This window comes from Allobosea sp. GW821-FHT10B12 (assembly GCF_059415545.1).
In genome coordinates, this window is the sequence record NZ_JBWKNL010000008.1 from 211,634 (window position 1) to 232,113 (window position 20,480).

Here is a 20,480-nt window from a genome sequence, read left to right on the forward strand (position 1 = left end):
CATGCCGATCGTCACCATCCAGGTCACGCGCGAGGGCTCCGGCCCGGGCCGCTCCTCGGTCACCGCCGAGGAGAAGGCCAGGCTCATCGCCGGCGCCAGCCAGCTCCTGCTCGAGGTGCTGAACAAGCCGCTCGAGGCGACCTTCGTCGTGATCGAGGAGGTCGAGCTCGACAACTGGGGCTGGGGCGGCCTGCCCGCCGCGGAATACCGCAAGCGGCGCGCGGCGAGCTAGTCTCGCCCAATCCTGCACTGCGGATGGGCTGAGCTTCGCCTTTGAAATCGACGGGTTGCGGCGGACACTGGCCGCTGCCCGTCCAGCCTCGCGAGGAACGATCATGACCAGCACCGCCCAAGCGCGACTGCTCGACCTATTCGGCATCGAACTGCCGATCATTCAGGGACCGATGGCCCTGGCCTCGACGCCGGAGATGGTCATCGCCGTCAGCGAAGCCGGCGGCCTCGGCTCGCTGGCCGGCGCGCAATACAACGAGGCGGGCTTGAGGGCCGCCTTGGACAAGGTACGGGCTGCTACCCGCCGGCCGATCAACGTCAACTTCTTCTGCCACACGCCCCCGGCCGACGACCCGGCCCGGCAGGCGGCCTGGCTGAAGCGCCTCGACGGCTATTATGCCGAGGCCGGGCTCGATCCGGACATGCCGAAGACGCCGAGCGGACGCACGCCCTTCGACGCCTCCCTTGCGACGGTCCTCGAGGAGTACCGGCCCGAGGTCGTCAGCTTCCATTTCGGCCTGCCGGCGCCTGAGCTGTTCGAGCGGGTCAAGCGCACCGGCGCCAAGGTGATCGCATCCGCCACGACCGTGCCCGAGGCACGCTGGCTGGCCGAGCGCGGTGTCGACGCCGTCATCGCGATGGGCGCCGAGGCCGGCGGCCATCGCGGCATCTTCCTGAACGACCGGATCTCCGAGCAGCTCGGCACCTTCGCGCTGGTGCCGCAGGTCGTCGATGCCGTTTCCGTCCCGGTCATCGCCGCCGGCGGCGTCACCGACCGTCGCGGGGTGGAAGCCGCCTTCGCGCTGGGGGCAGCTGCTGTCCAGGTCGGCACCGCCTATCTGTTCACACCCGAAGCCAGCATCTCGCCGATCTACCGCAAGGCGCTCGGCATGAGCGAGCGGCCGACCGCGATCACCAACCTGTTCACTGGGCGGCCGGCACGCGGCATCGTCAATCGGGCGATGGCGGAGCTCGGCCCACTCTCTGACCTCGCCCCGGCCTTCCCGACCGCCGGCACAGCATTGGGGCCGCTGCGCAGCGCCGCCGAGGCGGCGGGCCGCGACGACTTCACCTTGCTCTGGGCCGGACAGGCCTTCCCGCTCGCCCGGCCGATGTCCTCGGCCGAACTGACGCGCAAGCTCGCGGGGCTCGACGCGTGAATGCGGCGGCGAATGGCGGGCTGAGCCCGCCGTCGCTCAGGGCTTGGGCGGGCTCAGCCCGTCGAGATTGAGGCCCGGCATGTTGCCGAGGCCCGGCATGCTGTTGAGCTGCCGCTCCAGTGCGGCGGGGTCGACCGCCACGGGCTTGTCGAGCCAGTAGGTGACCATCTCCGGGAAGGCGATCATCAGCGCGACCAGGATGAGCTGCAGCACGATCCAGGGGATCGAGCCGAGATAGATGTCGCGGCTCTTCACCGTCGGCGGCGCGATGCCGCGCAGATAGAACAGCGCGAAGCCGAAGGGCGGATGCATGAACGAGGTCTGGATGTTGGCGCAGATCAGCAGGCCGAACCAGATCAGGTTGATGTCGAGCTTCGCCGCCGCCGGCGTCAGCAGCGGGATAATGATGAAGGCGATCTCGAAGAAATCGAGGAAGAAGGCGATGAAAAAGACGAACACCATGGTGAAGGCCAGGAAGCCGACCTGACCGCCGGGCAACCCCGTCAGCATGTGCTCGATCCACAAGCCGCCGCCGACGCCCTGGAAGACCAGGCTGAAGACGCGCGCGCCGATCAGGATCATCGTCACCATGGCGGTGATGCGCATGGTCGAGGACATCGCCTGATAGGTCAGCTTCCAGGTCAGCGTGCCGTAGAGCGCCGCCAGCCCGAGCGCGCCGACCGCGCCCATCGCGCCGGCTTCCGTCGGGGTGGCGAGGCCCATGAAGATCGTGCCGAGTACCAGGAAGATCAGCGCCGCCGAGGGCACGATGCCGCGGATGCATTTGATCGCGAGCGCCCAGCCCTTGAGCGTGCGCGCCTCCGGCGGCAGCGCCGGGATATGCGCCGGCTTGAGGATGCCGAGGATCGCGACCCAGATGCAGAACAGCACGACCTGGACGATGCTGGGGCCGATCGCGCCGGCATACATGTCGCCGACCGACTTGCCCATCACGTCGGCGAGCACGACGAGGACGAGCGAGGGCGGGATCAGCTGGGTGATCGTGCCGGACGCGGCGATGACGCCGGTCGCATGCTGCATGTTGTAGCCGTAGCGCATCATCACCGGCAGCGAGATCACGCCCATGGCGATGACCGAGGCCGCGACCGTGCCGGTGATGGCGCCCAGGATCGCGCCGACGAAGATGACGGCATAGGACAGGCCGCCGCGGACGCTGCCGAAGAGCTGGCCGATCGAATCGAGCAGGTCCTCGGCGAGGCCGCAGCGCTCGAGTACCGCGCCCATGAAGGTGAAGAAGGGGATCGAGAGCAGCAGGTCGTTCGAGATGATCGCGTAGAGCTGGAAGGTGAGATTGCCCATGTACTGGGGCGCGATCACCCCCATCTCGATCGCGATGAAGCTGAAGAACAGCCCGACCGCCGCCAGCGAGAAGGCAGCGGGATAGCCGATCAGCAGGAAGACGATCAGCCCCCCGAACATCATGGGGCCGAGATTGGCGCGGATGGCGTCGATCATTGCAGCGGCTTCTCGTAAGCGTATTCGTGCTGGTGGAAGCCGCGCAGCGCTGCGGCGCGCTTGATCATCTCCGAGAGGCCCTGCAGCAGGATCAGGGTGAAGCCGACCGGCAGGAGCAGGATGACCGGCCAGCGGATCAGGCCGCCGGCATTGTTGGAGGCCTCGTTCAGCGTCCAGGATTGGACGAACCAGGGCCAGGTGAACCAGATCATCACCAGGCACATCGGCAGCAGGAACACCGCGCCGCCGACGAGGTCGATCCAGTGCCGGGCCCGGTCGGAGACGATGCCGTAGAACAGGTCGACACGGACGTGCTCGTTGACCCGCAGCGTATAGGCCGAGCCGAGCAGCACCATCCCTGCGAACATGTACCATTGCAGCTCCAGCCAGGCGTTGGAGCTGGAGGAGAAGAGATAGCGGATCGTGGCGTTGCCGGCGCTGATCAGGCAGGCGAGCAGGACGAGCCAGCTCGCGATGACACCGAGCGAGCCGCCGAGCTTGTCGATCGCCCGGGCCAGCGGCATGAGCTGGCGGCAGAACGTCCAGGCCAGCCAGACGGTCGCAGCCATGCCGCCTAGCGTGGCCAGAGCAAGCCACAGTTTGAACATGCGTCAGGTCTCCGCGAGGCTACTGGCTGGAAGCGCGCATCTGCGCCAAGGCTTTTGCAGCACGCGCAGCCGGCGTGCGCCGAGGCCGGTCGCCCGCGCCGCTGGCGGCGGCCCGAAGCAAGGCAGCGCAAAGCGCAAGCGCAACCTGCCGCGCGCAGCCCGAAAAGCCGCTTACCTCAGCGTGAAAGCGCCGCTCTGCGTCGGCCGGATCGTGGAAGACGCCCCAAGGCGCATCGGGAAACAATCGCTCGACGATCTCGGCCGTCTTGCCCAGATCGCCCGTGATATCGGCAATCGCCCGCCACGCCTCCCCCTGCCGGAAAATGCCGCCTGGGCGGGCGTTTCCGCGACCAAGAGGAGCAGGTTTACGCCTGATTTCGAAGCCCAGCAGTTCGTAGATGTCAGCGTCGAGGCTACGGTCGGCGCCTGGGCTGGCTTCGCAGCAGGCGGCGAGCTGCTCGTAACGTTCACGGCCGTCGGCAGCGATGAAGGGCGGCTTGTCCCGGAGCGAACTGCTTCCAGCCGCTTGGCTGGGCGCGATGTCTGCCGTCTTGGCGCGCGCGCAGTGCATGGCGACTTTGCCCCGGTTGCAGCGGTCTTACCGCATACAGACCCGGTAGCAGCTACGCACTTAGCCGTTCCATGTCGGCAACCGGCCTAGCGCATAGCCTGCGCATAGCCGACGGCATCGAGCTGCTCCTGCGTGCGCAGCCGGTAGCCGATGGCAAGCTCGGTCACGAGATAGGCGGGGCGCGCCGGATCGGGCTCGATCTTGTCGCGCAGCTTCTTCATCAGGATGCGCAGATACTGCACGTCCTCGTCGGGGTCCTGCGGCCAGAGTTCCTTCATCAGCTGGCGGTGCGTCAGGACCTTGCCATGATGCGTCGCCAGCACCCGCAGCAGCGCGAACTGCTTCGGCGACAGCACCACCGGGGCGCCGTCGAGGCTGACCAGGCGCCCGACGAGATCAATCGTCAACCCGCCGACCCGCAGCACCGGCTCGGCGCCGCCGGGCTGGGCAATGCGCCGCAGCACGACCCGGGCGCGAGCCAGGAGTTCGGCCATGCCGAAGGGCTTCACCACATAATCGTCGGCGCCCTTCTCCAGCAGCGCGACCTTCTCCTCCTCCGAGCTGCGCACAGAGAGGACGATGACCGCGCCCTGGAACCAGCCGCGCAGCGCCTCCAGCACGCTCGCGCCGTCGGCATCGGGCAGGCCGAGATCGAGCACGACCAGGTCCGGCCGGCGCATCACGGCGAGCTCCAGCGCCTGTTTCGCCGTCTCGGCCTCGGCGATGCGGAAGCCCTGCATCTCGAAGCCGGTCTTGAGGAAGCGCCGGATCTGCGGCTCGTCGTCGACCACGAGGACGAGCGGGCCAGCCTGCTGCCGGGGTTCAGTCATCACCGCTTTCCCTCACGCGCCGCGCTGCGAGCGGCAGCCATATCCGCATCGTCGTGCCCTTGCCCGGGCCTTCGCTCAGCGGCTCGATGGCGCCGCCATTCGCCTCGATGAAGGTCTTGGCGATGGTCAGCCCAAGGCCACTGCCGCCGGCAATATCGGCATGACGCTCGCCGCGATGGAAGCGTTCAAATATCTGCTCGGCCTCGTGCCGGTCGAGCCCCGGCCCTTCATCGCGGACCTCCACGATCAGCCTGCCGTCGCGTTCGCTGGCGCCGATCGCGATCGGCGCCGAGTCCGGCGCGAACTTGGCGGCATTCTCCAGGATATTGACCAGCGCCTGCTCGACCAGCACCGGATCGACCCGGACGAAAGGCAGGTCCCGCGCCAGATCGAGCACGACCTTGCGGCCAGCCAATCGCTCCGCGGCGCTGTCCAATGCGGCGTTGACGATGTCGGCTAGGTCGAGCTCGTCGAAGCGCGGCTGCAGGGCGCCGGCGCGGATACGGGTGACGTCGAGCAGATTCTGGATGCGGCGGTCGAGGCGAGCGGCTTCGCTGGCGATGGCTTTCGACAGATCGGACAGGCGCCGCTCGGAGGCGACGGGCGGCGCGGCCGACAGCACGCTCGCCGAACCCAGTATACCGGCGACGGGTGTGCGCAGTTCATGCGAGACCGCCTCGATCAGGATGTCGCGCAAGGCATCGCTGCGCTGCCGCAGCTGCCGCTCCTCCAGCGCACGGGTCAGGCCGAGCCGCTCGAGCGATTTTTCGCCTTCGGCGAGGATCGAGCGGGCCTGGGCGACGACCGTGTCGGTCGCGCCGATATCATCGCCGCCGAGCGGGACAGCGAGGACCGCCCTCGGCCGGTCCGGACCGCTGAGATTGCAGAGCAGCCAATGCGCCTCGGGTCCGAGAGCCAGCACCTCGGCCTCCGCCCCTCCGGCGTCGCCGGTCCGGGTGGTGAAGCTTTCGACCGCGCGCCCGAGCGCTTCGACGGGCGCTCCCGCCGCCGGGGCGCGGATCACGCGCCAGGAACGGCCATCGGCAGCAGCGAAGAGCGCCACCTCGCGCCCGAACAGGTCGGCCATATGGGCGGCGACGATGTCATAGATCGCGGCGACGTCGACGGCACCGGCGATCTCGCTGCTCAGGCGGTAGAGCTGGCGGGTACGGCGCTCCTCCTCGCGGACCTTGACCATTTCGGTGCGCAGATGGCCGGCGAGCCAGCCCAGGGTCAGCGCCACCGCCAGCGAGGTGACGAGGTCGATGATCTGCGCCGGCCGGAACACCAGCACGCTGAACAGCGGCGGGTAGAACAGCGAGGTCATCACCGCGCCGAGCAGGGCGGCAGCGATAGCCGGGCCGGTGCCGTAGCGGATCGCTGCGACCAGCACCGGCAGCATATAGATCGCCGAGACGCTCTCCAGCGGCGCGAACCAGACGATCAGCCCGGCCAGGGCGGTGGCGCAGAGAACGAGGACGAGCATGCCGGCATAGCCCGCATCGCCCGTGCCGAGCGCCAGTTTCAGAAGGTGCCTCTGCTCCCCTGCCACGATCCGCCGCGTCGCGCGCCCCTGCCCCTGCCTTGCATCACCGCTTACAGAACGGCGCCGATCCGCGCCAGCGAGGCAGCGTTCAGCGCGTCCAGCGGGCATCGCCGATGCGGGCGCCGAAATGGCGCCCGAAGGCGAGCAGGGCTTCGATGATCGGGCGATCGTCGCCGCCGGTGAGGGCAAACAGCGGATAGGAGACGCTGACCGCGATCGAAGTCCCTTTGTGCCGTTCCGTCAGCGCGATCGAGACCGCCTTCACCCCGTCGAAGAGCTCCTGGTCTGAGACCGCATAGCCACGCAGGCGCGTCAGCGCGAGCTCGCGCAAGAGATCGTCGACCGAGTGCAGCGTCCGCCCGGTGGTGGAAGCCAGCGCCCCTTCGAACAGGCCGCGAATCTCCTGGTCTTGCTTGAGCGAGAGCAGCGCCTTGCCCATCGCCGCGGCATGGGCCGGCAGCCTGTGACCGGGCTCGACCGCGAACTGGATCGGCTGCGAGCCACGCACCGTCTTGAGCACGACGACCTCCGCGCCGGAGAGCACCCCCAACCAGACCGTGTGCTGCGTCTCGCGGGCGAGCCCCTCCATGTCCTTCTGCGCCTGCTCGACCAGGTCGAACTTGCGATGGAAGCCAGCGGCGAGCTGGACGGCGAGGATTCCCGCGCCATAGCGCTGGGTTAGCGGGTCTTGCTCGATCAGGCCGCCGCCCGCCAGCGAGGCCAGCAGGCGGGAGGCGGTGCTGCGATTGACCTTGAGGTGGCGGCTGACATCGCCGACCCGCAGCTCGCCACCCGATTCGACCATGAGCTGCAGGGCGCTGACCGCCTTCTCGATCGACTTCATCGGGCCTCGCATTGCGGCTTGACGCGGCGGCAAAGCGCCGCCACGATGAATAAACAACATGTTGCATAATACGCAACACAGTCAAGACGTCAACGGGAGACGACGATGCGAGGAACCGGCGGCGCGCTGCTCTACGCGACCCTGAAGAGCCATGGGGTGACGTGCCTGTTCGGCATGGAGGACCCGATCCACGTCTTCCACGCGGTCGACCGCTCCTTCACCCGCATCGTCACGGTGCGCGACGAGAAGCACGCGGCGATCATGGCGCATGGCTATGCCCAGGTGACGGGCCGCCCCGGCGTCTGCGCGGCGACCTTCGGCCCCGGCGCGACCAACCTGATCACCGGCCTGCTCGAGGCCCAGCGCTCCTCCGTGCCGGTGATCGCGCTGGTGCAGGACCATGCGCTGCGGCTGAAGAACAAGCATGCCAGCAGCGCGCTCGACCACGCCGTGGCGCTCGCCCCTTACGTCAAGGAGGTCATCCGCATCGACACGCCGGAGCAGGCAGGCGACGCGGTGCGCAAGGCCTTCCGGATCGCAACGACGGGGCGCCCCGGCCCGGTCGTGCTGCTCTGCCCCGGCGACGTGATGGCGGCGGAGGCCGAAGCCGAGACCTGGGCAGACCAGACCTACACCCATTTCCCCGCCAACCGGGTCCGCGCGAGCCGCGAATCCATCGCCGGCGCCGCGCAATTGCTGGCTTCGGCGCGCCGACCGCTGCTGATCGCTGGCGGCGGCTCTATCATCTCCGGCGCCGAGGAGGAGGTCCGCATCCTGGCCGAGCTGTTCGACATGCCGGTCGCGACGACGATGACCGGGCGCGGCGCCATCCCCGATGCCCATCCCCTCGCCGCCGGCCCGCTCGGCTCGACCACCGGTGGGCGCTATGGCCGCGGCCGGATCTCGAACACGCTGTTCGCCGAGGCGGACGTCGTCTTCGTGCTCGGCTCGCGCACCGGACAGCTCTGCTACAGCGACTGGACCCTGCCCAAGCCCGGCACCAGGCTGATCCATCTCGACATCGACCCGGCCGAGATCGGCCGCAATTTTTCGACCGACGTCGCCATGGTCGGCGATATCCGCGACACGCTGCGTGACCTCCTGGCCCATTGCGCCGAGCATGGGCTGGCGCGCACCGACGCGGCGGGCCGCGAGCGCCTGGATGGCCTGACGCGCGACTGGCGCGAGGAATTCAGGCCCGTCGCCACCTCCGGCCAGGTGCCGATCCGACCCGAGCGGCTGCTCGCGGAGATCTCGGCCCGTGCCGACGGGAAGACCCTGATCGTCACCGATGCGAGCTATGTCACCGGCTGGGCGATGAGCCATATCGACGTGCCGAAGGCCGGCCGCTTCATCCTCTCGCCGCGCGGTACCGGCGGCATCGGCTGGAGCCTGCCCGCGGCGATCGGCGCCAAGTTGGCCGATCCCTCGCTCAACGTCGTCTGCGTCACCGGCGACGGCGCCTTCGGCTACGTCTTCAACGAGCTCGAGACGGCGGCCCGCTACGGCGTCGAGGTCCAGGTCGTGGTCTTCAACAACGGGACGCTCGGCTTCCAGCGCCACTGGGAGCAGAAGGTGATGGGCCGCTATCTCGAATGCGACTTCCTCGACATCGACTTCGCCGAGCTCGGCCGCGCGCTGAAATGCGGGGGCGAGCGCATCAGCGATCCGGCGAACATCGCCGCCGGCCTCGCCCGCGGACAGGCGGCGAAGGGGCCTTACGTGCTCGACGTCGTGATCGATCCCGACGCCACCGCGCCGATCGTCGGCTTCGAGAGCCTCCTCGCCGCCGACGCCGTCCACTGAGTTTCGGTCGCAATCGAGGGGCTGCCGCAGGGACGGCCCGCAACAGGGAGGGGAAGATCATGTTGAGACACATCGCAGCCATGACGATGGCGGTCGCCATCACCGCGATCGCCGCGCTGTCGGCCTCGGCGGCCAAGGCCGGGCCGACGCTGGACCGGATCATCAAGGACAAGAAGATGGTCGTGGGCGTTGCGCCCTGGAACCGCTTCGTCCTGCTCAATCCGAAGAGCGGCGAATACGAAGGCTTCATCGCCGACGACATCCGCAATTTCGAGCAGATGACCGGGATCAAGGTCCAGCTGGTCAACACGACCTGGAGCGGGCTGGTCGCAGGGCTCCAGGCCGGGCAATGGGACGTGGTGATGAGCGGCCTCGGCGCCACGCCCGAGCGCGCCACCGCCGTCGCCTTCACCGACCCGATCGGCTATCTGTCCTCCACCGCGATGGTGCGCGCCGACAGCCCGGTGCAGGGCTTCGAGGACCTCGACAAGGCGGGCAACACCGTCTCGGTGGTCAGCGGCACGGCCGCCCAGCAATTCGCCCAGCGCACCTTCAAGAACGCCAAGGTGACCCCGCTCTCCGACACTGCCGCAGCGGTGCTGGAGGTGATGCAGGGCCGCTCGACGGCCTATATCGGCGATTCCGTCTCGAACGCGATGCGCGCCGAGGAGCGGCCGACCGAGCTGCGCAACATCCGCTTCGCCGCCGACAAGACCGAGTGGACGAGCATGAACCACGCCGTCCGCTATTCCGATCTCGACCTGGTGGTGTTCCTCAACACCTATGTCCGGGCGATGCAGCTGCGCGGCTGGTACCGCACCCTCGCCGAGAAATGGAAGCTACCGCCCGAGCTCGCCACCGGGCCGCGCTGATCTCACCCGGGACGCGCCGCGCACCAGCGCGTCCTGCCTCGCCTGCAGTCCCGATCGGGTCAGGACATGAACTACACCTTCCAGTTCGGCGTTCTCAGCGATTACGGGCCGTATCTCGCCGGCGGCCTCTGGCATGCCTGGTGGACGAGCTTCCCGGCCATCCTGTTCTCGACCCTGATCGGCGTCGTGCTCGCTGCGATGAGCATGTCGAGGCGCCGGCTGGTGCGCGGCGTCTCCGTCGTCTTCGTCGACCTGTTCCGCACGCTGCCCGTGGTGGTGCTGCTGATCTGGATCCACTACGTCCTGCCGATCCTGACCGGCGCCTCGTTCTCGCCGACGATGAGCTCGGTCATCGCGCTCTCGCTCAACGGCGCGGCGCTGGCCTGCGAAGCCTTCCGCGGCGGGCTGGAGGCGATCCCGCAGACGCAGGTCCAGGCGGCGCAGTCGCTCGGCTTCTCGCGCTGGAAGGTGATGCGCTACATCACCCTGCCGCAGGCCTTCTTCGCCACCCTGCCCTCTTTGACCAATGTCCACATCACCGTGATCAAGAACGTCACCGTGACCGTGCTGATCGCGGTGCCCGAGGTGATGTTCCGGGCGCAGGAGCTGACGGTGCAGTTCTTCCGCCCGCTCGAATTCTACACCGGGGCGGCGCTGCTCTATGTCGCGCTGATCTGGGGCTACACCATCATGATGCGGATGATCGAAAGGCTGCAGAAATGGCAACCGATCTGAAGGTGGTGGCGACCGCCGCCGCGCCGGCGGCCAAGAGCTTCATCCGCATTCGCGACGTCCATAAATCCTATGGTGCGGTCAAGGTCCTCAACGGTCTGTCGCTCGACGTCGCCGAGGGCGAGGTGCTGGTGCTGTGCGGGCCGAGCGGCTGCGGCAAGAGCACGCTGCTGCGCTGCATCAACGGGCTGGAGACGATCAATGCCGGCGAGATCTCGGTCGGCGGCCGCAATGTCGCGACCGCGAGCGCGGCGGAGCTGCAGCAGATCCGGCTGTCGACCGGCTTCGTCTTCCAGAACTTCAACCTGTTCCCGCATATGAGCGCGCTGCAGAACATCACGATCGCGCCGATGAAGATCCTCGGCCAATCGGCGCGCGAGGCCAATGACGAAGGCCGGCGGCTGCTCGAGCGCGTCGGCATGGCCGACAAGGCCGATTCCTATCCGTTCCAGCTCTCCGGCGGCCAGCGCCAGCGCGTCGCCATCGCCCGCGCCCTGGCGATGCAGCCGACGCTGATGCTGTTCGACGAGCCGACCTCGGCGCTCGACCCGGAGATGCGCGAGGAGGTGCTGCAGGTGATCCGCCAGGTCCATCACGACCACGGCATGACCATGGTCGTCGTCACCCACGAGATCGGCTTCGCCAAGAGCGTCGCCAGCCGGGCGATGCTGCTCGACGCCGGCGAGATCGTCGAGGAGGCGCCGGCCCGGAGCTTCTTCACCAATCCGACGCAGGAGCGCACCCGCCGCTTCCTGCGGGCGATCATCAACGATTGAGCGAAGCGGCCCCTGAACCATCGACCGGGCCGCCTGCTCCGGACCGCGGCAGTCACCCCCCTTTCCGCCCAGGCTCGACGATCGAGCCGAGCAGGCGGTTCTTGCCGGCCAGGATATGGGCTTCGGCGATCCGCGCAGCCTCCGGCGCGGCGCCGGCCCGCAGTGCCTGGACCAGGAGGCGATGCTCACCATTGGAAGCCCGCATCGCGCCGGGTTGCACCAGCCCCCGGCGCCGGAACAAGTGGAGCTGCCGCTCGAGCTGATGCCAGAGCTCGGCGAGCTTGCCGTTGTCGCAGCTTTCCACCAGCCGGTCGTGGAACTCGCCGTTGAGCGGATAGAACTGGTCGATCGCATCGGCCTCGACCGCTCCATCCATGCGGTCGACCAGATCCTGCAGGGCGGCGATATCGGCGCTCGTGACGTGACCGACCGCGTGCCGGGCGGCCATCGCGAACAAGGTGGCGCGCAGGTCGTAGATGTCCAGCACCTCCTTGATGCTCAGCTCGGTGACGAAGACGCCGCGGTTGAGGACCGTCCTCAAGAGCCCGTCGCGTTCGAGCAGCCGGGCCGCCTCCCGGATCGGACCACGGCTGACGCCGAGCCTGAGCGCCAATGCGCTTTCGTTGATGCGCTCGCCCGGTTCGAGCTCGCCGACCGCGATCAGCCTCTCGATCTCGGCCTGCACCATCGGCACATGCGAGGCGGTGCGCGGTTTGCGTTCCAAGGCTCGACTCCGGCGAGAGCGACGACTGTCTGCGATTCGCGGCGTTCGCACGCGATCCGTCGTCAGTTTACCGGACGGGGCGCCGTTTAAAAGCCCAACCCGCAGCCAACTCCGCCTTTTCTGGCCCGCCCACGGGTAAGTGTTGACAGTTTTAATTTCACATGCTCAAACTGTCGACAGTTGGCAAGCGGCCACCGCCGCGGTCGGCCCTCACGGAAAGAGCGCTCGGATGAACACAGATACGGAAGACCGTCCCCTGCTCGCGCTGCTGCTCGGCGACGCCACCGGCATCGGCCCGGAAATCGTGGCGCGGGCGCTCTATGACGGCCGCATCCAGGGACTGGCGCGGCTCGTCGTGGTCGGCGATGCCCGGGTGTTCGAGCTGGGAATGAAGGATGCCGGCGTCGCGCTCAACTATGTCCCGATCGCCGGGCCACACGAATTCGCCAGGACCAATGGTGCCATCCCGCTGATCGATCTCGGGAACATCGACCCTGCAGTCCTCCCGCGTGGCCGGATGTCGGCGGAATCGGGCCGGCTGACCGGGGATACGCTCAAGATCGCCGTCGAGATGGCCGAGCGCGGCGAGGTCGATGGCGTCACTTTCGCACCGCTCAACAAGCAGGCCCTGAATGCCGGTGGCTGGCGCTATCCGGACGAGCACAAGATGTTCGCCCATCTCCTGCGCCATGACGGGCACTTCTCCGAGATGAACGTGCTCGGTGACCAGTGGATGTCGCGCGTCACCTCGCATGTCTCGCTGCGCACCGCAATCGAGCAGGTCACGCACCAGAACATCGTCAACGCGATCAGGCTCACCGACCGGACCCTGAAGGATGCCGGAGTCCGCGCGCCGCGCCTCGCCGTTGCCGCGCTCAATCCGCATGCCGGCGAAGGTGGCCTCTTCGGCACGGAGGAGATCGAGATCATCGCCCCAGCCGTCGCGGCAGCCGCCGCCGAAGGCATCGACTGCTCGGGCCCCTACCCGGCCGACACGATCTATCTGAAGGCCTTCGACGGCCAGTACGACAGCGTCGTCGCGATGTACCATGACCAGGGGCAGATCGCGACGAAGCTCAAGGGCTTCAACCGCGGCGTGACCATCACCGCCGGCCTCGCCACCGTCTTCACCACGCCGGCGCATGGAACCGCCTTCGATATCGTCGGCCAGGGTCGCGCCAATACCGGAGCGCTCGAGCGTGCGGTCGAACTCGCCGCGAGGATCGCAGGTGGCCGGCGGACGGGCGATATCCGGCCGCCCGTAGCGGTGGCTGCGGAGTGAGGCGGCGCAGATGAGCGTCTCACCGCCCGGCCCCCGCACCCTGTACGACAAGATCGTCGACTCGCGCACCGTCGCGACACTGTCCGGTGACGGGCTCGTCCTGATCTATGTCGATCGCACCGTCATCAACGAGTATACGAGCCCACAAGCCTTCTCCGGCCTGCGGGAAGCCGGACGAGCGGTCTGGCGCCCGCGCAGCGCCCTGGCGGTCGTCGACCACGTCAACCCGACGGCGGCGCGGCGCTCGCGGGCCATGCCGGACGAAAGCGCGGCCAGGCAGGTCGGTTATCTCGGCCGGAACGCCGCCGATTTCGGCATCGAGCTCTTCGATGTGCTCGACCGTCGCCAGGGCATCGAGCATGTCGTCGCACCGGAACAGGGATTGATCCAGCCCGGCCTGGTGATCGCGGCCGGCGACAGCCACACCACGACCTATGGCGCCTTTGGCGCGCTCGGCTACGGCATCGGCACCTCCGACATCGAGCACATGCTGGCGACCCAGACGCTCGTCTATCGCCGGCTTGGGAACATGCTGGTGCGGGTCGACGGTGCCCTGCCGCTCGGCGTCAGCGCCAAGGACATCGTCATGGCGCTGATCGCCCGGATCGGCGCGGACGGCGCCGCCGGCCTCGCCGTGGAGTTCACGGGATCGACGATCGAGGCGTTGAGCGTCGAAGGGCGGATGACGATCTGCAACATGGCGGTCGAGTGCGGCGCGCGCGGTGCCCTGATCGCGCCGGACGAGACGGTCTTCGCCTATATCGAAGGCCGGCCGCGTGCGCCCGAAGGCGATCTCTGGCAGGCGGCGCTCGAACACTGGCGTACGCTGCGCAGCGATCCGGACGCGGCCTTCGACCGCATCGTCACGCTCGATGCGACTACGCTCGAGCCGATGGTGACCTGGGGGACCAGCCCGGACCAGGCCGGTCCGGTCAACGGCCGCGTGCCGGCGCCGGCGCAGGAAGCCGACGGCTCCCGCCGTGCCGCGGCCGAACGTGCGCTCGCCTATATGGGCCTCGCGCCCGGCACGCTCTTCGAAGCCATCCGGATCGATCGCGCCTTCATCGGCTCCTGTACCAATGCCCGCATCGAGGATTTGCGCGACGCCGCCCGCGTCGCGCGCGGCCGCAAGGTGGCACAGGGCGTGCGGGCGATGGTGGTGCCGGGCTCGACCGCGGTACGGGCGCAGGCCGAGGCCGAGGGCCTCGCCGCCATCTTCGAGGCGGCCGGCTTCGAATGGCGGCAATCGGGCTGCTCGCTCTGTCTGGCGATGAACGACGACGTTCTCGCACCCGGCGAGCGCTGCGCCTCCAGCACGAACCGGAATTTCGAGGGGCGTCAGGGCAAGGGTGGGCGCACGCATCTGATGAGCCCGGCGATGGTCGCCGCAGCCGCGATCGCCGGCCGGATCGTCGATGCCCGCAGCTTCGGGGAGGCGAGCCATGCCTGAGCCCTTCGTCACCGTCAGCGGCATCGCCGCGGCCTACCCGCAACCGAATGTCGACACCGACGTGATCATGCCCAAGCAGTTCCTGAAAGGCGTCGACCGCGCCGGACTGGCGCAAGGCGTCTTCCACGATCTGCGCTTCGACCCTGCCGGGGCGCAGCGTGCCGATTTCATCCTGAACCGTGAGCCTTGGCGGGATGCGCGCTTCCTCGTGGTCGGGCCGAATTTCGGCTGCGGCTCGAGCCGGGAGCATGCGGTCTGGGGTCTGGTTCAGCTCGGCATCCGTGCCCTGATCGGCACGAGCTTCGCCGGCATCTTCTTCGACAATTGCCGCAATAACGGCCTGCTGGCGATCACGCTGGGCGCCGGACAAGTCGCCGAACTCGCCGCGCTGGCGGACGCGGCCGAGACCTCCGCCATGGCGATCGACCTGCCAAGCCAGGTGATCTCGGCCGCGGGCGGCCATAGCTGCAGCTTCGAAATCGATGCGGGGCGCAAGGAGGCGCTGTTGAGCGGGCTCGACCCGATCGGCCAGACGCTGCGGCGCTCCGAAACCATCAAGATCTTCGAACAGGCCCTCGCCCGCCGGGAGCCCTGGGCCTTCGCCTGACGCAACGAGCAGAACGCCGCCGCGACGAAGCGGGGTTGCCGACAACCAAGAACACCATCACGGGAGGAAACCGAACCATGGCCATCGCACTGGAAGCGCATCCGCATCATGCGGTACGCGCATCGCGCCCGCTCTGGCGCCACCCTAACGTCCTGATCATCGCGGCGGTGGCGCTCGGCGCCTTCGTCGGCTGGCTGAACCCGCCGCTGGGCGCCAGTCTGAAGCCGCTCGCCGACGCCTTCATCGGCTTCGTCAAGCTGCTGATCGCTCCGATCGTCTTCCTCGTGGTGGTCACCGGCATCGCGCAGGTCGGCGACATGCGCAAGGTCGGCTCGATCGGCATGAAGGCGTTCATCTATTTCGAGGTCGTCACCACTTTCGCACTGGCGATCGGCATGTTCGTCGGAAACTGGGCGCAGCCCGGTGCCGGCGTGAGCCCTCCAGGAGCCGGCGCCGCCAAGGAGGTGGCGCGCTATGTCAAGGACAGCGCCCTGCTGTCGTTCTGGGAGTTCTTCTTCAAGCTGCTGCCGGACAACCTGCTCCACCCGTTCCTCACCGGCAATCTCGTGCAGATCCTGATCATCGCGATGCTGACCGGTGCTGCTCTGCTGGCGCTGGGCGAGCGCGGCAGGCCGGTCACCGAGGCGCTCGACCAGATCACGCAGGTCGTCTTCAAGGCGATCTCGATCGTGATGATCGCCGCGCCGCTCGGAGCCTTCGGCGCGATCGGCTACACGGTCGGCAAGTTCGGGATCACCACGCTGCTCGCGCTGCTGAAGCTGGTGCTGACGGCCTATGTGACGATGTTCCTCTTCGTTGTCATCGTCCTCGGGCTGATCTGCCACCTCGCCGGCTTCAGCCTCTGGAAGATCGTCAAGGCGATCAAGGACGAACTGCTGGTGGCGCTCGCCACCTCCTCTTCCGAAAGCGTGCTGCCGCAGCTGACCAGGAAGCTAGAGCAACTCGGCGTCTCGCGCGCCGTGGTCGGCCTCGTGCTGCCGACGAGCTATTCGTTCAACCTCGACGGCGTCGCGCTGGTGCTGCCGATCTGCGTGCTCTTCATCGCCCAGGTCTTCGGCGTGCCGCTCTCCTTCGAGCAGCAGCTCGGGATTCTCCTGCTGATGCTGCTGACCTCGAAGGGGGCCGCGGGCGTGACCGGAGCCGCCTTCGTTACCCTGGCCGCGACCGTCGCCGCGACGGGCATCCTGCCGCTGGAGGGGCTCGCCCTCGTCCTCGGAGTCGACAGGTTCCTCTCCGAGGCGCGGGCCCTGACCAACGTGATGGGCAATGTCGTGGCCACGCTGATCGTCGGCAAATGGCAGGGCGAGTTCGACGAGGAACTCGCGCGCCCAATCCTGCGCTGAAACAGCGCGACAGCCAGCCCGGGAGCAAGACGAGAGGGGCGTGCCGGACGGCGCGCCCCTCTTGGCTTGGGCAGGAACGTCGCGGACGCCGGTTACCTGGAAGGTTGACATCCCGGGCGTAATTACGTTGATATCAATCCATATCGCGAGCCCCGGCTGCGCCGACGACCGCACTTTCAAGGGTGCAGTGGAGAAGCAGCGCTCATGCCCGCGATGCAGCCATTCCTGATGTTCCGGGGGCGGTCGCACCGAAGCCATGTCGAGGCTCTATGTCTCGCTGCTCGGCGATGACGAGGGTCTCAAGATGGCGCTCAGACGGACGGACAAACCAGGCGCCGGGGGCCGCAGCAACCTAGCCTGACCTGCGCCGAGCACACAGAAAAGAGGAGACGACCATGAAGATCGTGACCAGCTTGAGCTTCCAGGGCCAATGCCGCGAGGCGTTCGAATTCTATGCCAAGGTCCTCGGCGGCAAGATCACCGCAGCCATGCCTTACGGCGATGCCCCGCCCGGCATGGGCATGCCGGACACCGACGGCAAGTACAAGAACTGGCTGATGCATTGCTGGCTCGATGTCGGCGACCAAGCGCTGATGGGCGCCGACATGGACACCGCCTGGGCTCCCAATGTCGACAAGCCCAAGAACGGTTTCGACGTCACCTTGCACACCAACGACAAGGCGGAAGGCCAGCGCTGGTTCGAACAGCTGGCTGAAGGCGGCAGGGCGGTGATGCCGTTCAGCGAGACCTTCTGGTCGCCCGGTTTCGGCTCGCTGGTCGACAAATTCGGCGTCCCCTGGATGGTCAACACCATTCCGTCCGGCGACTGGAAGCCACCGCAGGGCTGATCGCTCCGCGTCGCTAAAAAAAACGCGGCGGCATGTCGGCAAGGCCGGTGCCGCTGCGTCCTTGGGGCATCGACCACGCGGATTGCCGCCAGACATCGCCGGCGGCACGCGAAACGCCCCGGAGACTCCAATGAACCAGTCCTATCGCTGGGTGATCGTCGCGGCAGGCGGCCTTTTGGGCTGCGTCGCGATCGGCGCCATGTTCTCGCTGCCCGTCTTCCTGCGGCCGATGTCGCAGGACACCGGCTGGTCCGTCACCGGCATCTCGACGGCGATGACGATCGGCTTTCTCGCCATGGCGGGCGCGAGCATGGCCTGGGGCAATCTTTCGGATCGCTACGGACCGCGCCCGGTGGTGCTCACCGGATCGGTCGTCCTCGCCGCGAGCCTGGCTCTCGCCAGCCATGCGAACTCGCTGGTCGAGTTCCAGCTTCTCTTCGGCCTCCTGGTCGGCGCCGCGACCGCCGCCGTCTTCGCGCCGATGATGGCCTGCGTCACCGGCTGGTTCGACACCCAGCGCGGCCTTGCCGTCTCGCTGGTGTCAGCCGGCATGGGCATGGCGCCGATGACGATGGCGCCGCTCGCGGCCTGGCTCGTCACCATCCATGACTGGCGCACCTCCATGCAGATCATTGCCGGCATCGCCGCGGCGCTGATGATCCCGGCGGCGCTGCTCGTGCGCCGCCCTCCGGCCCTGGAGGCCACCGCGCAGGCAGAAGCGACGGCGGAGACGCAAGGGGAGATGAGCGTCGGCCAGGCCGTGCGCTCGCCGCAATTCGTCACGCTGATGCTGGCGAACTTCTTCTGCTGCGCCACCCATTCCGGCCCGATCTTCCACACGGTGAGCTACGCCGTGACCTGCGGCATCCCGATGCTCGCGGCCGTGTCGATCTACAGCGTCGAGGGCCTGGCCGGCATGTTCGGCCGCCTCGGCTTCGGCGTCGCGGGGGATCGCTTCGGCGCCCAGCGCGTGCTTGTCCTCGGACTGCTGGCGCAGGCCTTCGGCGTGCTCGCCTATGCCTTCGTCGGTGAGCTCGCCGGCTTCTATGCCGTCGCGGTGATCGTCGGCTTCATCTATGCCGGCACGATGCCGCTCTACGCCGTGATCATCCGCGAGAACTTCCCGCTGAAGATGATGGGCACGATCATCGGCGGCACGGCGATGGCCGGCAGCCTCGGCATGTCGACCGGCCCGCTGCTCGGCGGCGTGATCTACGACCGGTTCGGCACCTATGCGCCGATGTATGTCGGCTCCTGGGTCATGGGGCTGGCGGCAATGCTGATCCTGTGGACGTTCCGGCCGTTCCCCGAAAGGCGGACGGAGCTGGCGCCGGCGTAGAGTGACCTGAGACCCTTTTCTCCTCCGGTCTGAGGGAGAGTCCTGGGTTTGATTTCTGGCCTTAGGCGGCCTGTTTTTCCAGCGTGGATTTGAAGGCGAACTCGGCGGGCGTGATGTTGCCGAGGGCCGAGTAGGGTCGGTGCCGGTTGTAGTCCTCCTTCCATGAGGTGATGGCGCTGCGGGCCTCGGCGAGCGTCGAGAGCAGCGTGTCGTTGAGACATTCGTCCCGGAAGCGCCCGTTGAAGCTCTCGACGAAGGCATTCTGCGTCGGCTTGCCGGGGGCGATATAGATCAGGGTCTCAGGTCAAAGGGCGCACTCCGCATGTCGTTAGTTCACTTGAATGCCGGCTTCCTTGATCAGCTTCGACCAGCGCTGGGTGTCAGCGGCGATCACGGCTGCGAGCTCGGCCGGCGAGCCGCCAATCGGCTGTGCGCCTTGCGCGCTCATCGCAGCAACCACTTCGGGAGATTTGAGCACCTCCGCCACCGCCTCGTTGAGTTTGTCGATGATCGCTTTCGGAGTGTGCGCAACCGCCATCAGCGCATACCAGGAGACAGCTGCGAACTCCGTGACGCCGCTGGCTTCCGCGATCGTCGGCAGATCCGGCATGACCTTGCTGCGCTCTCGGCTTGCGATGCCGAGGGCGCGAAGCTGCCCGTTGTCTATCAGTGGCTTAGCGGTCGAGAGCTGCGCAATGATCAACCCGATATCGCCGCGCAATACGTCCGTCAGCGCCGGTGCTACACCGCGATAGGGCACATGCGTCATTTCGAACCCGGCCGAGCGCGCCAGCAATTCGGCCGCGAGATGCGCCATGCTGCCGGCGCCGGGCGAGGCATAAGTCAAGTTGGCCGTTTTCGAGCGGCCGAGTGCAATCAGGTCCTGCACCGTCTTGATCGGTGATTGCGCTCCGACGACGAGCACGTTCTCGACGGTGGCAAGTTGGGTGATCGGAGCGAAATCCTTGACTGGATCGTAGGGCAGGTTCGCAAATAGGCTGGGGTTCACCGCTGCGTTGCCAACTGGCATGAGCGCCAGCGTATAGCCATCGGGCTCCGATTTTGCGACGGCGGCAAGGGCCGTGTTGCCCTGCGCGCCGACGCGGTTCTCGACTATCGTAGGCTGGCCCCAACGCTGGGTCAGCTTATCCGCGACGATCCGTGCAAGCGCGTCCGGCGCACCGCCGGCAGCAAACCCGACAACGATGCGAATTGATCGCGTCGGATAATCTGTTGATTGAGCAACAAGCCGTGTGGAGTTCAAGCTCGCTGCGCCCAAGAGCAATGACAGTGCGGTCCGGCGATCGAGGCGCATTGTGGTTTCCTTGCCAGGGTTACTGGGATCAACGTGAGTTCATCATGCCGGCATCGTCAGATTCTTTTCTGCAGGCAGCGATCAGGTTGCGAACTGGCA

Annotated in this window: 20 protein-coding genes and 1 pseudogene; 12 read left to right on the forward strand and 9 right to left on the reverse strand. The window is 67.5% G+C overall.

The genetic code is table 11. From position 1 onward, the window contains the following. The first annotated feature begins 1 nt into the window (after position 1). Positions 2–232, forward strand: coding sequence for a tautomerase family protein (locus tag AC07O0_RS24730; protein WP_494626627.1), 231 nt, complete (start codon positions 2–4; stop codon positions 230–232). A gap of 103 nt (positions 233–335) precedes the next feature. Further along, the gene (locus AC07O0_RS24735) at positions 336–1,391 is read left to right on the forward strand and encodes an NAD(P)H-dependent flavin oxidoreductase (RefSeq protein WP_494626629.1); all 1,056 of its coding nucleotides are present in this window, start codon (positions 336–338) and stop codon (positions 1,389–1,391) included. A 36-nt stretch (positions 1,392–1,427) separates the two neighbouring features. Here AC07O0_RS24735 and AC07O0_RS24740 read toward each other — a convergent pair whose 3' ends face one another. The 6 genes from AC07O0_RS24740 to AC07O0_RS24765 all read right to left on the reverse strand — a co-directional run bounded on the left by AC07O0_RS24740 (position 1,428) and on the right by AC07O0_RS24765 (position 7,266). Further along, positions 1,428–2,867 carry a TRAP transporter large permease gene (locus tag AC07O0_RS24740; RefSeq protein ID WP_494626631.1) on the reverse strand — a complete coding sequence of 480 codons (1,440 nt, stop codon included), beginning with the start codon at positions 2,865–2,867 and terminating at the stop codon, positions 1,428–1,430. Next, the gene (locus tag AC07O0_RS24745) at positions 2,864–3,436 is read right to left on the reverse strand and encodes a TRAP transporter small permease subunit (protein ID WP_494626702.1); all 573 of its coding nucleotides are present in this window, start codon (positions 3,434–3,436) and stop codon (positions 2,864–2,866) included. The genes AC07O0_RS24740 and AC07O0_RS24745 overlap by 4 nt, the downstream gene beginning before the upstream one ends. A 58-nt stretch (positions 3,437–3,494) precedes the next feature. Then, positions 3,495–4,046: a hypothetical protein gene (locus tag AC07O0_RS24750; RefSeq protein WP_494626633.1), complete on the reverse strand. Its 552-nt coding sequence runs from the start codon at positions 4,044–4,046 to the stop codon at positions 3,495–3,497. 86 nt (positions 4,047–4,132) lie between these two features. Beyond that, complete coding sequence (locus tag AC07O0_RS24755) at positions 4,133–4,876, reverse strand: response regulator (protein ID WP_494626634.1); 744 nt, start codon at positions 4,874–4,876, stop codon at positions 4,133–4,135. Continuing rightward, a complete protein-coding gene (locus tag AC07O0_RS24760) occupies positions 4,869–6,428 on the reverse strand; it encodes an ATP-binding protein (protein WP_494626636.1) in 1,560 nt (519 codons plus the stop codon). The genes AC07O0_RS24755 and AC07O0_RS24760 overlap by 8 nt, the downstream gene beginning before the upstream one ends. Before the next feature lie 82 nt (positions 6,429–6,510). After that, complete coding sequence (locus AC07O0_RS24765; protein WP_494626637.1) at positions 6,511–7,266, reverse strand: IclR family transcriptional regulator; 756 nt, start codon at positions 7,264–7,266, stop codon at positions 6,511–6,513. A gap of 105 nt (positions 7,267–7,371) precedes the next feature. Here AC07O0_RS24765 and AC07O0_RS24770 point away from each other — a divergent pair, with 105 nt between their 5' ends. The 4 genes from AC07O0_RS24770 to AC07O0_RS24785 all read left to right on the forward strand — a co-directional run bounded on the left by AC07O0_RS24770 (position 7,372) and on the right by AC07O0_RS24785 (position 11,452). Next, positions 7,372–9,072, forward strand: a complete 1,701-nt coding sequence (locus tag AC07O0_RS24770; RefSeq protein WP_494626639.1) for a thiamine pyrophosphate-binding protein — start codon at positions 7,372–7,374, stop codon at positions 9,070–9,072. Positions 9,073–9,131: 59 nt separating this feature from the next. Continuing rightward, complete coding sequence (locus AC07O0_RS24775; RefSeq protein ID WP_494626641.1) at positions 9,132–9,944, forward strand: transporter substrate-binding domain-containing protein; 813 nt, start codon at positions 9,132–9,134, stop codon at positions 9,942–9,944. Positions 9,945–10,010: 66 nt separating this feature from the next. Continuing rightward, positions 10,011–10,679: an amino acid ABC transporter permease gene (locus AC07O0_RS24780; protein WP_454029477.1), complete on the forward strand. Its 669-nt coding sequence runs from the start codon at positions 10,011–10,013 to the stop codon at positions 10,677–10,679. Continuing rightward, the gene (locus AC07O0_RS24785; protein WP_494626643.1) at positions 10,664–11,452 is read left to right on the forward strand and encodes an amino acid ABC transporter ATP-binding protein; all 789 of its coding nucleotides are present in this window, start codon (positions 10,664–10,666) and stop codon (positions 11,450–11,452) included. Before AC07O0_RS24780 ends, AC07O0_RS24785 begins: the two co-directional genes overlap by 16 nt. A gap of 52 nt (positions 11,453–11,504) precedes the next feature. On the opposite strand, the gene AC07O0_RS24790 is transcribed toward AC07O0_RS24785, so the two are convergent. Then, complete coding sequence (locus AC07O0_RS24790) at positions 11,505–12,176, reverse strand: FCD domain-containing protein (RefSeq protein ID WP_494626645.1); 672 nt, start codon at positions 12,174–12,176, stop codon at positions 11,505–11,507. 229 nt (positions 12,177–12,405) lie between these two features. On the opposite strand from AC07O0_RS24790, the gene AC07O0_RS24795 reads away from it, so the two are divergent. The 6 genes from AC07O0_RS24795 (at position 12,406) to AC07O0_RS24820 (ending at position 19,066) form a co-directional block, all read left to right on the forward strand. Further along, positions 12,406–13,458 (forward strand): PdxA family dehydrogenase, encoded by a 1,053-nt coding sequence (locus tag AC07O0_RS24795; RefSeq protein WP_494626647.1) that lies wholly within the window; start codon positions 12,406–12,408, stop codon positions 13,456–13,458. Between the two features lie 10 nt (positions 13,459–13,468). Further along, entirely contained in the window at positions 13,469–14,908 is a 1,440-nt protein-coding gene (gene leuC, locus AC07O0_RS24800) for a 3-isopropylmalate dehydratase large subunit (protein ID WP_494626649.1), read from the forward strand. After that, positions 14,901–15,515 (forward strand): 3-isopropylmalate dehydratase small subunit, encoded by a 615-nt coding sequence (gene leuD, locus AC07O0_RS24805; RefSeq protein WP_494626651.1) that lies wholly within the window; start codon positions 14,901–14,903, stop codon positions 15,513–15,515. The genes leuC and leuD overlap by 8 nt, the downstream gene beginning before the upstream one ends. A gap of 77 nt (positions 15,516–15,592) precedes the next feature. Then, positions 15,593–16,879 (forward strand): cation:dicarboxylate symporter family transporter, encoded by a 1,287-nt coding sequence (locus AC07O0_RS24810; RefSeq protein WP_494626653.1) that lies wholly within the window; start codon positions 15,593–15,595, stop codon positions 16,877–16,879. Between the two features lie 395 nt (positions 16,880–17,274). Next, complete coding sequence (locus AC07O0_RS24815; protein ID WP_494626655.1) at positions 17,275–17,727, forward strand: VOC family protein; 453 nt, start codon at positions 17,275–17,277, stop codon at positions 17,725–17,727. A gap of 130 nt (positions 17,728–17,857) precedes the next feature. After that, a complete protein-coding gene (locus AC07O0_RS24820; protein ID WP_494626657.1) occupies positions 17,858–19,066 on the forward strand; it encodes an MFS transporter in 1,209 nt (402 codons plus the stop codon). Between the two features lie 61 nt (positions 19,067–19,127). Here the strand turns inward: AC07O0_RS24820 and AC07O0_RS24825 are convergent. After that, a pseudogene (locus tag AC07O0_RS24825) lies at positions 19,128–19,355 on the reverse strand (integrase core domain-containing protein); the annotation flags it as partial. Between the two features lie 39 nt (positions 19,356–19,394). Further along, entirely contained in the window at positions 19,395–20,381 is a 987-nt protein-coding gene (locus AC07O0_RS24830; protein ID WP_494626659.1) for a Bug family tripartite tricarboxylate transporter substrate binding protein, read from the reverse strand. Between the last annotated feature and the right edge of the window lie 99 nt (positions 20,382–20,480).